12 protein-coding genes are annotated in these 13,404 nt (G+C 39.2%); 7 read left to right on the forward strand and 5 right to left on the reverse strand.

Annotation, left to right across the window (positions count from 1 at the left end; genetic code table 11):
- The first annotated feature begins 1 nt into the window (after position 1).
- From OK025_RS12600 to OK025_RS12615, 4 genes are all read left to right on the forward strand, one after another.
- On the forward strand, positions 2–1,372 hold the full coding sequence (locus OK025_RS12600) for a Mur ligase domain-containing protein (protein ID WP_286770958.1): 1,371 nt from the start codon (positions 2–4) through the stop codon (positions 1,370–1,372).
- Between the two features lie 66 nt (positions 1,373–1,438).
- A complete protein-coding gene (locus tag OK025_RS12605; RefSeq protein ID WP_046671770.1) occupies positions 1,439–1,768 on the forward strand; it encodes a helix-turn-helix domain-containing protein in 330 nt (109 codons plus the stop codon).
- 137 nt (positions 1,769–1,905) lie between these two features.
- A complete protein-coding gene (locus OK025_RS12610; protein ID WP_088162803.1) occupies positions 1,906–3,678 on the forward strand; it encodes a peptide MFS transporter in 1,773 nt (590 codons plus the stop codon).
- A gap of 54 nt (positions 3,679–3,732) precedes the next feature.
- Complete coding sequence (locus OK025_RS12615) at positions 3,733–5,262, forward strand: peptide MFS transporter (RefSeq protein ID WP_115046804.1); 1,530 nt, start codon at positions 3,733–3,735, stop codon at positions 5,260–5,262.
- A gap of 78 nt (positions 5,263–5,340) precedes the next feature.
- Here the strand turns inward: OK025_RS12615 and OK025_RS12620 are convergent, their stop codons facing one another.
- A complete protein-coding gene (locus OK025_RS12620; RefSeq protein ID WP_317669714.1) occupies positions 5,341–6,333 on the reverse strand; it encodes an acyl-ACP desaturase in 993 nt (330 codons plus the stop codon).
- Between the two features lie 190 nt (positions 6,334–6,523).
- Between OK025_RS12620 and OK025_RS12625 the strand changes: the two genes are divergently transcribed.
- Positions 6,524–7,747 carry a cysteine desulfurase gene (locus OK025_RS12625; protein WP_120333343.1) on the forward strand — a complete coding sequence of 408 codons (1,224 nt, stop codon included), beginning with the start codon at positions 6,524–6,526 and terminating at the stop codon, positions 7,745–7,747.
- Positions 7,748–7,759: 12 nt separating this feature from the next.
- Positions 7,760–8,179 (forward strand): SufE family protein, encoded by a 420-nt coding sequence (locus OK025_RS12630; RefSeq protein ID WP_075994020.1) that lies wholly within the window; start codon positions 7,760–7,762, stop codon positions 8,177–8,179.
- Positions 8,180–8,254: 75 nt separating this feature from the next.
- Here OK025_RS12630 and OK025_RS12635 read toward each other — a convergent pair whose 3' ends face one another.
- The 4 genes from OK025_RS12635 to OK025_RS12650 form a co-directional block, all read right to left on the reverse strand.
- Positions 8,255–9,079, reverse strand: a complete 825-nt coding sequence (locus OK025_RS12635) for a VOC family protein (protein ID WP_317669715.1) — start codon at positions 9,077–9,079, stop codon at positions 8,255–8,257.
- A 23-nt stretch (positions 9,080–9,102) separates the two neighbouring features.
- On the reverse strand, positions 9,103–10,032 hold the full coding sequence (locus OK025_RS12640) for a DUF1801 domain-containing protein (RefSeq protein ID WP_317669716.1): 930 nt from the start codon (positions 10,030–10,032) through the stop codon (positions 9,103–9,105).
- An 8-nt stretch (positions 10,033–10,040) separates the two neighbouring features.
- A complete protein-coding gene (locus OK025_RS12645; protein WP_317669717.1) occupies positions 10,041–10,469 on the reverse strand; it encodes a DUF1801 domain-containing protein in 429 nt (142 codons plus the stop codon).
- Between the two features lie 92 nt (positions 10,470–10,561).
- Entirely contained in the window at positions 10,562–11,014 is a 453-nt protein-coding gene (locus tag OK025_RS12650) for an SRPBCC domain-containing protein (RefSeq protein WP_317669718.1), read from the reverse strand.
- A gap of 381 nt (positions 11,015–11,395) precedes the next feature.
- On the opposite strand from OK025_RS12650, the gene OK025_RS12655 reads away from it, so the two are divergent.
- On the forward strand, positions 11,396–13,294 hold the full coding sequence (locus OK025_RS12655; RefSeq protein WP_317669719.1) for an alpha-L-fucosidase: 1,899 nt from the start codon (positions 11,396–11,398) through the stop codon (positions 13,292–13,294).
- The last annotated feature ends 110 nt before the right edge of the window (positions 13,295–13,404 follow it).

Here is a 13,404-nt window from a genome sequence, read left to right on the forward strand (position 1 = left end):
TATGCGGATTCATTTTATAGCAATAGGTGGTAGTGTGATGCATAACCTTGCTATTTCATTGGCAAAACAAGGGCATCAAGTGACAGGTTCTGACGATCAGATCGTAGAGCCTTCCCGTTCCCATTTGATTGAAGCAGGCTTGCTTCCCAATCAATTGGGCTGGTTTGCGGAAAAAGTGACGGAGGATATTGATGCTGTGATCTTGGGTGCTCATGCCCAGGCAGATAATCCTGAATTAAAGCGAGCACAGGAATTAGGTCTTAAAATTTATTCTTTTCCAGAATTTATACAAGAGCTTTCACAGGATAAAATCCGGGTGGTTATCGCTGGAAGTTACGGTAAGACAACCATAACGAGCATGGTGATGCACGTTATGCGATTTCTAGGAAAAGAATTTGACTATTTGGTAGGGGCTCAATTAAGGGGCTTTGATAAGTTGGTCGATATTACTAAGCATAATAAGATTATTATTATCGAAGGAGATGAATATGTTTCATCCAAGATTGATCCGAAGTCTAAGTTTTTGTATTATAAACCGAATATAGCCTTAATTTCGGGTATTGTATGGAACGAGTTTAACTCGAAGATATCACAAGAGGAATATATTAAACAATTTGAAGATTTTATTGACTCAATTCCGCCTAAAGGTACCTTAATTTATAATAAGGAAGATGTTGTGTTACAGAAGGTTCTCCAAGATACGAAAGATTGTAAGATCAATAGACATGGCTATAAGATTCCTGATTATACAATTAATAAGGGGGTAACTTATATCAATACACCGGATGGAGATGTTCCTTTGCAGGTGTTTGGTAAGCACAACCTATCTAATATTGCTGGGGCCTATACGATCTGCGAATGGCTGGGGATCAAAAAGAAAGAGTTCTTTGAGGCAATAAAAAGTTTTAATACTTCGATTCGTTATTTGGAGTTTGTTGCAAGCTCGGAAGGATCGGTGGTTTATCAGGATTATGCCTGTAATGCGGATAAAGTGAAGTCAAGTATTCACGCCGTGAAAGAGCAATTTCCTAATCAGAAATTGGTCACAATTATCGAATTAAACTCGTATGATAGTTTAGATTCTTCCTTTTTGTTACAATATGCAAACTCGATGAAAGAGTCGGATGTCTCTGTGGTCTACGTGAATATAAATTCTTGTAAAGAACTTAATAAAGATATCGAAAGTGTCCCAAATAATATTAAGGATAATTTTAATAATCCTGATTTAGAGGTTGTTGTAAGTTTAGACGGACTCTATTCATTTTTAGATGGTGTCAAATCAAAGGGCTACAATTTACTTCTTATGAGTTTAAATAATTATAATGGGGTTAATTTGTCCGTGCTGGCTGATCGGTTTTTTAGAGATTTTTAGAGAAAAAATTATAATTTAATGTAAATTAAATTGTAATTTATTATTTTTGTTTAAAATATCTACCAGATGAATGCATTAGGAAAAAAAATCAGATTACTTAGACACCAAAAGGGGTGGAGTCAAGAGGATGTTGCAAAACGATTGGATATCTCAATCCCAGCATTTTCTAAAATTGAAACAGGGATTACAGATGTGAATTTGTCTCGCCTGAATCAAATTTCAAAATTATTCAATTTGACAGTTGTTCAACTTTTATCTACTTCTGATTCTGAAGAAGACAAAGAGTATGTAAATGAGGTGAATGCTTTGACGCAAAAATTACAACAACGCGATAGCGAAGTAATTGAATTGCAGAAAAAGGTTATTGATCTTTATGAGCAATTGCACAAAAGATAAGGCATATTAAAATTGTTACCGAAAAGGCAATCCAAAGGGTTGCCTTTTTTTGTTTATGCAACTTTATTTTGGTCAAAAGTGATTTTGTTTTTGTTTCTTTGTAAGTATTTTATCAAAAAAATAAAGGTTGATTATTTATGGGGAGATTAAACGGGGATATTACGACTAGCCCGTCGACTGATTTTTTTAAGTCAAATGTATTGGGACAGCGTTCAGGGCTTTTTGTCCTTTTCTTTACAGAAATGTGGGAACGTTTTTCGTTCTACGGGATGCGTGTACTCTTAATGCAGTTTTTAACTGCTGCAGTTATTCAAGGTAGTCCTTTCTCGGGATGGTCTTGGACTGCACAACAAGCTGGAGCACTTTATGGAACCTATGCCATGATGCTCTATTTAACTCCTATTATAGGAGGGATTATAGCGGATAAATATATTGGATCGCGTAAAGCTGTGATCATCGGTTCGGCGATTATGACGCTTGGCCATGCTGCCATGGCCTTTGATACTTCGATTATGTTTTTCCTTGGTTTAGTGTGTCTAGTTATCGGAACGGGTTTCTTCAAGCCTAACATGCCATCTATCTTAGGTGAGATGTATAAAGATCTGCCAGAAAAAAAAGACGGCGCTTATACCATATTTTATATGGGGGTCAATGCCGGTGCTTTCTTTGGTATGATGCTATGTGGATATATTGCCGAAACTTATGGCTGGCATTGGGGATTCGGTTTGGCTGGTATCTTTATGCTTTTGGGAACACTGCAGTTTGTTTTCGCAAAACCACTCATGGGAAATCTTGGTGTTTTAAATAAGTCCACCTCTGGGGAGCATAAAGTTATCGCTGAGGATACGGATACAAGAAATCCATTTACCATACGGGATTATGTATTGATCGCGATAGTTTCTATTATTGGTTTTGTATACGCTTTTAATGACCCTTTATCTAAGAATGGTATTGTTGATGTATTTTCTCGTTTGGATACGCCGTTTCTAAGGGGGCAGTATATAATGGTCATTGTGGCGTTAATTCTCTTCATATATCTTATTGTTACACGGATTATGCGTTATGATAAGGTTGTAAGGGATCGGATGTTCGCAGTTGTGCTGTTAGCTTTTTTCTTGGTCTTCTTTTTTATGAGCTTTGAGCAGGGGGCAACTTCATTAGTTCTTGTGGCTAGAGATAATATTGATAGATCACTTACTGGTGCTGCATTGACAACCTTTAATGTGGTAAATGGTTTATTGACGATTGTACCGCTTTCGATTATCTCTTGGGTTCTGATTAAATTGGCAAAAGTAACCTGGAACAAAATTGCCATTTCAAATATCGTATTGTTTATCTGTTTTGGGTTGATTTGGGGAGCAGTAATCTGGATGTTGTACAATGAGTTCAATAAAGAAGCATCAGAAATCAAAGTTTCTTGGTTCTCTATTCTAAACTCATTTTTTATCATTGCACTAGCCTCTTCAGTATCCAAAATTTGGGAGTCGAAGTATAATCCATCAGCAGCCTTTAAATATGGCTTTGGTCTGATCTTGGTTGCGATAGGATTTTTCATTATTGGATTAGGATCAATAGGAATAAGTCAGGGGGCTAAAATCTCGATGGTATTTTTGGTGCTGACCTATTTGTTCCATACATTGGGTGAATTATTTATTTCACCGGTAGGCCTCTCTTACGTATCGAAATTGGTGCCGGCTCGCATGCTCGCATTTATGTTTGGAATCTGGTATTTAGCGATTGCTATAGCACAGAAGGTTGCAGCGGTATTGGGGGGACAAGTGGAGACCATTCAAGAGGAACACTCTTTGAGTTACTTCTTCTTCTTATTTACAGCAATTCCTGCCTTAGCAGGCCTGTTAGTAATGCTGTTTAATCCATTGATTAAACGATTGATGCACGGAATTAAATAACAAATATATAAGCTTCTTTTACGAAAGAAGCTTTTTTGATTAATATAAATTAGTATGGAGGTTAGTACAAGGGAATCGCTAGAAGAGATTCAAAATTTTGACGGAAAGTACCCAAAGCAAATCTGGAGTTTGTTTTTTTCCGAGATGTGGGAAAGATTCTGTTTCTATGGTATGCGCGGTATGTTGGTGTTCTTTATGATCACACAACTAAACTTTGCTGAAAAGGATGCCAATTTACAGTATGGAGCGACACAGGCATTTGTTTATGCGTTTACATTCATAGGTGGGCTGTTTGCAGACAAAATTCTTGGTTTTAGAAAGTCTTTATTCTGGGGTGGCTTATTGATGATCGTAGGGAGCTTATTTCTTGCAGCAGATCCGCATAAGTATTTCTTTTTTGGTTTATCATTTATCATTATAGGTACCGGTTTTTTTAAACCCAACATATCGACGATGGTAGGCGAGCTGTATAAAAAAGGTGATGTTCGTCGTGATGGTGGTTTTTCGTTGTTTTATGCGGGAATAAATTTAGGTGCATTCTTAGGCGGATATATCTGTGTTGCGATTGGTAAAGGATATATGCTGACGTCAATTATTTCTGAGGGACATCGTTGGAATGTTGCTTTTGGTTTGGCGGCGGTAGGAATGTTGGTTAGTTTAGTGAATTTTCACTTTACCAAAAGGCATTTAGGACCAATAGGACTTCAACCAGGGGATCCTGAGGCCATAGTAAAGACGAAGGCATTACCAAAATGGGTAGAATATGCTGTATATATTGCCACGTTGATTTTTATCCCTATTATTCAGATCATGGTGTCAAAAACGCAGTATACAGACTATTTTATGTACACAATTGGCCCATTGACGCTGTTGTATCTTTTCTATGAAATGTCTAAAGTGACTGCTGAAGAGCGCAAGAAGTTAATTGCTGCCCTGGTGTTTATTCTTTTCTCGATTATTTTTTGGGGAATATATGAGCAAAGTGGCGGTTCATTAAGCATCTTTGCTGCAAAGCATTTGAATGATTCTTTATTGGGCGTTATGACGCTCGATCCAAATGGTGTTAACAATTCAGGGGGAGCGTTATTTATTATTGCATTAGCACCTCTTTTTGGCCTTTTTTGGATTTGGCTGGGCAAACGTAAACTTGAGCCAAATACCATTATTAAGTTTGGTCTTGGTTTTGTTTTCTTGGGATTAGGCTATTATGTCCTATTTGCTACGCGTTTATTCGCTCACGATGGTATGACCTCATTGGATGTCTTTACACTTGCCCTGCTAGTGATCACCGTTGGGGAGCTTTGTCTATCACCAATTGGTCTTTCCATTATGACGAAATTGTCTCCGGCGAGATTGCAAGGTATCATGATGGGAATGTGGTTCTTGGCGAGTGCTTACGGTCAGTATGTAGCAGGTTTGATCGGTGCTAGTATGGCCGAAGCTAAGGAAGGAAGTTCATTGGCGGATAAATTGGTGACTTATACAGAGAGTTATAAACAATTAGGTTTATATTCTTTGATTGCCGGTGTGGTGCTTATAGCCTTGTCGCCTGTTGTACGTAAATTGATGGGTAACGTGAAATAAGCGTTAACAATTTTGACACATTAAAGTTATTCGTTCAACATAAAAAAAGCTTGATTATTAAATCAAGCTTTTTTTATATCAATAAATCCATTTGAATTTATAATCTTTTTCTGGAACCTTCATCCGATCAGCCAGTCTAGCCAAACGATCGGGTAGTTTTAGTAGATAATCTCTCGCTTTCTCGCCTTTATCATTCAGCCCTGTGACTTGATCTATTTGCCATTCGTTGTTTAGGTCTTTCAATATATCAACATAGTCTAAGGCAGTATATACACCCAGTCGTTGAGCTGCATCAGAGAAATGTGCAAATGCTTCTCCTTGGGGCTCGCCTGCTTCTCTTAAGAACTGGGCTGGCATAACAATTTTTTTACGCATCATATCCTCAAATGCAATCATGACTTCACTCGGGTCTACTGTGATTGCTTTTGAAATAAAAGACATATAGGCTTTGGCATGGCGTGCTTCATCAGATGCGATGACACCACACATTTTTGCCAAAAGTTTATCACCGCTTTTTTTAGAAAGCCCAGATACACGACGGTGGGAAACGTTGGTTGCCAATTCCTGAAATGAAGTATAAATAAAATTCCGGTAAGGGTCTGCACCAGTACCGATATCAAAACCGTCTTGAATAAGATATTGCGTAGACATTTCAAATTGACGCATGTCTATTCTACCTGACAAATAAAGGTATTTGTTCAACAGGTCCCCGTGGCGGTTTTCTTCAGCCGTCCAAGCGCGTACCCATTTCATCCATCCACCTTGTTCGTTTTTGTCAACATCTTCTACCATGGTCAACCATGATTCGTACGTTGGAAGGGCCTCTTCGGTGATGGTGTCTCCAACTAATACTGCGACCAAATCATAAGAGAGTTCTTTTGCACTTTCCTGCAACTCTTTTACTTCCTCAAAAAAAGTGTCCCTAGAAGAATCTGGAAGAAAATCGGCAGGTTGCCACATGTCTTCAACAGGCTTCAGGTATTCGCTCATCTCATTGAGCATGAACGGTTCCAAATAGGCCATCACTTCTTTACGTGAGCCTTCTGGTAAATTTAGAGGTAATTCTTGCATATCATTACAAAGGTAACTAAATAGCATCAATAAATTATAAAAGCGAACTATAATTGTTTAAAATGCCAGAAATTACTTTTTTGGCTGAGGATACCTTGGAAAACCGACATTGATAATGACATAAAAAACAGATTGGCCAGCCTGTATTCGATAAAATACTATTAACTTTGTATAAATTATTTAGACGACGTTGGAAAAATTTAATATAGATAAAATACGTGCCGATTTTCCGATTCTGAAGAGAGAGGTCAATGGTAAACCATTGGTTTATTTGGATAACGGCGCGACAACACAGAAGCCGAGTTCTGTTATCAATTCGATTGTACATTATTATACAGATATGAATAGTAATGTGCATCGGGGCGTACATTATCTTAGTCAGATATCGACGGACGCTTTTGAGGTGACTCGGAAAAAAGTTCAGGCTTTCATCAATGCTGCTGAAGATAAGGAAATCATTATCACCAAAGGAACCACAGATGGAATTAATCTGATTGCAACTTGTTATGGCAGAGCTTTTATCCACGAAGGTGATGAGATTATTATCTCAGCGATGGAACACCATTCTAATATTGTGCCTTGGCAGATGCTTTGTGATGAAAAGGGCTGTAAAATTCGGGTTATTCCGATGAATGATAAAGGTGAGCTTGATATGGATGCCTACAGCAATTTGTTTAATGAGAAAACCAAATTAGTTGCTGTAACTTATGTTTCAAACTCCCTCGGGACAATCAATCCTGTGCGTGAGATGATTTCAATTGCTCACCAACATGGTGCTGTTGTGTTAGTTGATGCTGCACAGGCGGTTCAACATATACAGATTGATGTTCAAAAGCTTGATGTAGATTTTTTGGTATTCTCCGGGCATAAAATGTACGGCCCTACTGGAGTTGGGGTGTTATACGGTAAAGAGGACTTATTGAACGCGATGCCGCCTTATCAGGGTGGTGGAGATATGATTAAAGAGGTCACTTTTGAAAAAACGACCTATAACGAACTGCCCTTTAAATTTGAGGCGGGTACGCCCAATATTGAGGCCGGTATCTGTCTGAACGAGGCTATCGATTATATCAATTCTATAGGTCTGGAAAATATCGAGGCCTACGAACACGATTTGTTGCAGTACGCTACGGAGAAGTTGGCTGAAATTCCGGGAATGCGGTTTATTGGAACAGCCGAGAAGAAATGTTCCGTTATTTCATTTGTAATCGACGGTACGCATCCTTATGACGTTGGTGTGATCTTGGATAAATTAGGAATCGCTGTGCGTACAGGCCATCATTGTGCCCAACCTGTCATGGATAGGTTTGGCATCCCGGGAACGATTCGTGCTTCTTTAGCCGTATATAATACAAAAGAGGAAATAGATATTTTGGTCGCCGGTATTCAACGCGCGGTCAATATGTTGGTTTAATAAAAAATAGGTATGACCATTAATGAAATACAGGATGAATTAATTGAGGATTTTGCTTTCTTTACGGATTGGATGGAAAAATATGAGTACATCATCCAGCTGGGAAAAGAAGTGCCTCTAATTGATGAACAATACAAAACAGATGAATATATCATCAAAGGATGTCAGTCCAAAGTATGGCTTTTCCCGGAAATAAAAGATGGAAAAGTGTATTTTACGGCAGATAGCGATGCGATTATCACAAAAGGCTTGGTGAGTTTAATGGTCAAAGTGCTATCTGGACATAGCGCCAAGGAGATCGTTGATGCCGATTTATATTTTGTAGATAAAATAGGGTTAAAAGAACATTTGTCACCGACAAGGGCAAATGGCTTGCTATCCATGATTAAACAAATGAAATTGTACGCATTGGCATTGCAAGTGAAAGCTTAAAAGGGGATTATTCATCCCCTTTTCTTAATACTCTTTTACATAGCTCTTATCCTCAGCTTGAGGTTCCTCTTGAAATTATCCTATGAGCTCCTGGATAATGATTTTTTTCATTTTCATGAGCGCTTCATTTGCCCCCGGTCGCTGAAGTAATGTTGCAATTTGTTCGGGTACGATCTGCCAGCTTACGCCGAATTCGTCTTTACACCAGCCACACATGCTCTCTTTACCTTTCTTCGTGATATTATTCCAGAAATAATCAATTTCCTGCTGATCTTTACAGAGGATGGTGAGTGAAATACCTTCGTTAAACGTGAAAGTTTGAGGAACTCCGCTATCCATTGCCATGAGCGTAAAATCCCGGACTAAAAATTGGGTATGTTGGATTGATCCGATATATTCACCTGCTGTGTATTTCATGATTCCATTGCTTCGAAAATCATGAAATAATTCTGCATAAAATGCTAAAGCTTGTTCGCAATTTCCCTGTTGCTCTCCGCAATACATTAAGGTTGGTACAATTGCCTGTTGGTTGGTGTCGCTTAGTTTACCGAGGTATAATTGCCAATTGACACCAAACTTGTCGGCCAGCCAGCCGTAGTAAGGGCTCCAAGGGTAGGAGTTTAGTGGCATTAAGGTATTGCCGCCCACAGCAAGTGAATTCCAGATACGATCAATTTCCTCTTTGCTTTCGCAAATGGCCATAAATGATATGGAGGGGTTGGGTTTGAATATGGGACCTCCATTTATTCCAATAAATTTTACACCGTTTAGGACAGCTTCAACAACGATGGGAGAGCTATTGCTAATATGGCTTTCCGGGAAGATGCGACAGTAAAGATCAAAGGCTTCCTGCGCGTTTTGATCGAACCAAATGGATGGGATAATTGAATTATTCATCATTTTCTTTTTGTTTTAGCGTTCACCTATTTGTATTTGTCGTTCAAGCCCTTTTTAGCGAGGACCAACGGCTTAATTTTTTCAAGACGGGATTGTTTCGTTTTTTCTTGCTTGGCCTCATCGATGTACTCGACGTATTCTTTCTGTTTTCCTGGTGTTAAAGCCCGAAAACTTTTCCCGAAGGTCGGATCTGCCTGTAGCGCTTCTAATAATAGGCCAGTGGGGGGCTTCGTTGGAGATTTCGTTGGTTTGAGCTCTTTTCCCTCGTCAATGGTTTGGATGGATTCTTGGATATAGGCGGCTATTTTTTCGACATCCATATCCATAACGTCTTCAAAGCGCCATTGTCGTAATGCTTTCGTTTTTCCTTCGGAGGCACTGATGAGATGTTTATCCGGATCGGCTAAGAATACACCATTATAAAACCAGAGGGAAAAGAAATTTTTAAAGCCGCCCCAACCGATGACATTTTTTCCTTTATGAGTATAGATGTAACTCCCCCATTTGAATTCCTTTTTTAAGGAAGTTCGCAGGATGATTTGCTGCATGAGTTCTTCGGCCTCCTGCCAGTTCCCTCGGCTTTGGTACCAATTAGGGCCTTGTTTGTCTTTAAGCTTATCAATATTAAAATTGACAATATCGGTAATTATTTGTGTTGGAATCGGTTGATCCAAGGGGATTTGTATCGCACCTTTTGTGGTCTTAAAATTTTTGAGTTCTGTAGCGAAGTGCGCAATAGCAGCTGGTCCTGGATAGAGGCCCAAATGGTTTTTGTTCATCGCAAAATGGATGATATTACCCTTGTATCTGAAGGTCGGCATTTGATAAGAGATCGTTTCATCTGCAGAAGAAGGGACTAAGCCAGCAATAAGCTGTCTCACCTTGATCAGATATTCTTTTTTCTCCCCTTCAAATTGATTGATATATTCGTCTATTGTTGCGATGCTCGTTGCCATAATTTGTGTTATTCTTTGATTCTCGTATACTTATTTTCAATAAACTGTATCGTTTCGGACATAAGCTGATGGAGTATCTCTATATTGATGTCGCTTAATTTCTTGATGTATATGCAGGCTTTGCCTATTTTGAATTTCCCTAGCTGATCGACCAAATGTCGGTGCTCATCGGTACCGGTAAATACATAAAGGGAGATTGCTGATTTTCGGGGACTGAATCCGATCAAAGGAGCATAGCCTTCATGCCCACTTGCATAGGTATAATGATAGTTTCCAAATCCGATGATCGTTGGTCCGTACATTTTAGCCGGCTCACCCGTTGTGGCTTCCATAAGTTGTATCAATATTGCACTATCGATTTGTTTTTGTGGGTCGTCAACTGTTTTTATAAAGTCTTGGACAGATGCTTCGGTATATGCCGTTTTATTTTTTGCCATGTATAGTTGAAGTCTTTGCCGGATATTCGGATAACTTTAATTGAATATATTGTGTTTGAAGTAATTCGATGAGCAGCTATTTTTAGATAGCACTATTTTTGGAACATAAAATCGAAAGCTCCAGTTCTCAGATTGATATCATATTCTAGATAGGCTTTCATACACGCTAAAAAGTTGGCCCAACCTTCTGTTTGTCGCATCATAATCAGAATTCCATCTGCATCGTTGTTCATTTCGTGTTCTGTGATCTTGATGACCGTCGCGTTTTCTCCGAATGTGGATAGTGTGATTTCTACCCGTTGATTGGGAAGTCCCCCGCTCCAGTCAAAAGAGATATAAGAATTGGGGTTGATGGTTTTTCCTGTCACGGGAAAACTGTCGGGAAATTCTGGAAATGTCCATTCTACCGTTTTATCTGTCTCTAGACGTCCAGTTGAAGATTTTATAAAATAGTGATTCATTTTATTAGGATCTACAATGGCCTCAAAAACTTCGTTGATTGGTTTCTGAATTTGGATGCTGGCTTTGGCGGTTAGTTTTTCCATATTAATTTAAAGTTTTAGACAAATATTCAATAAATACAGATAGCTTGTATCTGATTATGTTAAAAATATTTTAAAGATCTTTTGGTGACCATGGAGCAATCTATTGCTTAGATCACTGTTTATTTATATTAAGATGTATATACGATATAAACATCCTATTAAAGAATAGGTTTTCTTTTTTGGGACTCGGATCAATATTTCCCCTAAAACGAACGAATTGTACACTTATAAAATGTAGTTTTAGATTATTTTTGATTATAGTTAAAATCGCCCCTGTATTCCTTCCATTAGGTCGCCGGGAACGATAATTCAATAAATTTAGAAAGGGTGTCTGCCTGAAATCTTTCAGGTTGGATTTGCCACCTTCATAAAACCAAAGTTATGTTTAAAATCAAGTGTTTTTTTCTTCTTATGCTTTCTTCGGGAATATTGTTTTCGAGCGCACAGATTAAAAATGTAAATGAGGGCAATGAGGCTTCAAATATGTTTAATGATGCGACAGCACGTGATAAAAATGCGATTGTTGAAGCAGAGACTGGTTGGTGGAAACAAGCTGCATTAACTCGTGAACAACGCCTAGAAAAATGGAAGGTAGCCTCATTTGGTATGTTTGTTCATTGGGGTGTTTATTCTCAATATGGAAATATTTGGAAGGGGAGGCCGGGAGGGGGCTATGCGGAGCATCTGATGCGTGTGATGAAAATCCCACGTACTGAGTATCTTGATTCTGCACGTAGATTTAATCCTTTTAAGTTTGATGCAGAGGAATGGGTATTGTTGGCAAAAAATGCAGGGATGAGATATTTTATCATCACGGCTAAGCATCATGATGGCTTTGCGATGTATCCTTCTGCATTTTCAAGTGACTATTCATTGTCAAGCACCGCATTTAAAAGGGACCCATTGGCGGAATTAGCAGCAGCCTGCCATAAATATGGGCTTTTGTTTGGATTCTATTACTCGCATGCTTTTGATTGGGAGCATCCGGATGCTCCGGGCAATGACTGGGATTACAGTAATCCAGGTGGGGATAAATTGTTGGGTGGTACAAATTGGTTTGACAAGCATCCCGAATGGTTGACAAAGGCCAGGCATTATGTAGATCAAAAGGCGATTCCACAGATTGAGGAACTTATTCAGCGCTATCATCCGGATTTGTTGTGGTTTGATACACCTCATAAGTTGCCGCTATCTGAAAACCTGAGAATTTTAAAGGCTATTCGAACAGCAGATCCGAATATCATAGTCAATGGTCGATTGGCGCGTACCGAGGAAAAGAATTATGGCGATTATCTGAATACGGCAGATCGACCTGAGGAATATTATCCAGTTGCTTCTGGCGCTTATTGGGAGGCCATACCAACTACAAATGAATCCTATGGCTATTCGTCGACCGATAAGAGCCATAAACCGACTGCTCATTTTATCAAACTCTTAGCGAAGGCTGGGGCCATGGGTGGGAATATTCTAATGAATATTGGCCCCAAGGGTGATGGAAGCATCGACAGTGCTGACGTCGAAATTTTAAAGGGCTTAGGACAGTGGATGCGGGGGAATAGTGAAAGTGTCATTGATGTTGGACCATCTCGTTTACCTCGTCAGCCCTGGGGAGTCATTACACAGCGTAAAAATACCTTGTATTTACATATTTTCGAACGCCCCTTACGGAATGATCTCATTGTCGGCGGACTGATTGCTAAGGTTAATTCTGTTTCGTTATTGTCGGGAGAAACGATCAGAAAATATAGATGCGAAAAAGATGGACTACATATTCCTATAGATCAAATTACGTCTCAGGATGATGACCTGGTTGTGGTGGTGCAATTGAAGGATACGATAACGAATCCAATTAATCCTGATTTAATGTATGTGGATCATAATATCAATAAAAACCGGCTACTGACCTTTTATGCAAAACAGATAGGTAGCCCGATGAAGTTTGGGGATGGTAAAAGGAATCGCTACTATGTGACGGGTTGGACTAGTTTAAGTCAGGGTTTGAGATGGGAAACGAATGTGTTAAATGGCGGACGCTTCAAGGTGGCTATACGGTATGTGAAAGATGTTGCAGGTACGGGAGGGAAGCTCGGCTTAAATTTAGGAGGGAAGAATATGGATTTTACAATAGATCCGTCGTCTTCTGTCAGTTTGCATGACAATCAACTTGAATTGGGTACGGTGCTATTACCAAAGGGCAAGCAAGTGATTGAATTACATGCCCATACTATAGCGGGGACCGAAATGGTGAAGTTTTTGGAAGTCATATTGCTTCCGGAATAATTTGTATTGAGCTTGGTGAGCATCCCCTCTTGCGGAATCGAGAGCCGTTCAAAATGCTAGAGCTAAATACATTCCGGTCAGGTGGATCGCCTACATGATCTAAGCGAGAG

It is taken from the genome of Sphingobacterium sp. UGAL515B_05, assembly GCF_033097525.1.
Taxonomy (GTDB): domain Bacteria; phylum Bacteroidota; class Bacteroidia; order Sphingobacteriales; family Sphingobacteriaceae; genus Sphingobacterium.

What these genes read in the sequence shown, in the direction of transcription:
- OK025_RS12600 (WP_286770958.1), top strand. Translation starts at nt 2, where the DNA reads ATGCGGATTCATTTTATAGCAATAGGTGGTAGTGTGATGCATAACCTT.
- OK025_RS12605 (WP_046671770.1), top strand. Translation starts at nt 1,439, where the DNA reads ATGAATGCATTAGGAAAAAAAATCAGATTACTTAGACACCAAAAGGGG.
- OK025_RS12610 (WP_088162803.1), top strand. Translation starts at nt 1,906, where the DNA reads ATGGGGAGATTAAACGGGGATATTACGACTAGCCCGTCGACTGATTTT.
- OK025_RS12615 (WP_115046804.1), top strand. Translation starts at nt 3,733, where the DNA reads ATGGAGGTTAGTACAAGGGAATCGCTAGAAGAGATTCAAAATTTTGAC.
- OK025_RS12620 (WP_317669714.1), bottom strand. Translation starts at nt 6,333, where the DNA reads ATGCAAGAATTACCTCTAAATTTACCAGAAGGCTCACGTAAAGAAGTG.
- OK025_RS12630 (WP_075994020.1), top strand. Translation starts at nt 7,760, where the DNA reads ATGACCATTAATGAAATACAGGATGAATTAATTGAGGATTTTGCTTTC.
- OK025_RS12635 (WP_317669715.1), bottom strand. Translation starts at nt 9,079, where the DNA reads ATGATGAATAATTCAATTATCCCATCCATTTGGTTCGATCAAAACGCG.
- OK025_RS12640 (WP_317669716.1), bottom strand. Translation starts at nt 10,032, where the DNA reads ATGGCAACGAGCATCGCAACAATAGACGAATATATCAATCAATTTGAA.
- OK025_RS12645 (WP_317669717.1), bottom strand. Translation starts at nt 10,469, where the DNA reads ATGGCAAAAAATAAAACGGCATATACCGAAGCATCTGTCCAAGACTTT.
- OK025_RS12650 (WP_317669718.1), bottom strand. Translation starts at nt 11,014, where the DNA reads ATGGAAAAACTAACCGCCAAAGCCAGCATCCAAATTCAGAAACCAATC.
- OK025_RS12655 (WP_317669719.1), top strand. Translation starts at nt 11,396, where the DNA reads ATGTTTAAAATCAAGTGTTTTTTTCTTCTTATGCTTTCTTCGGGAATA.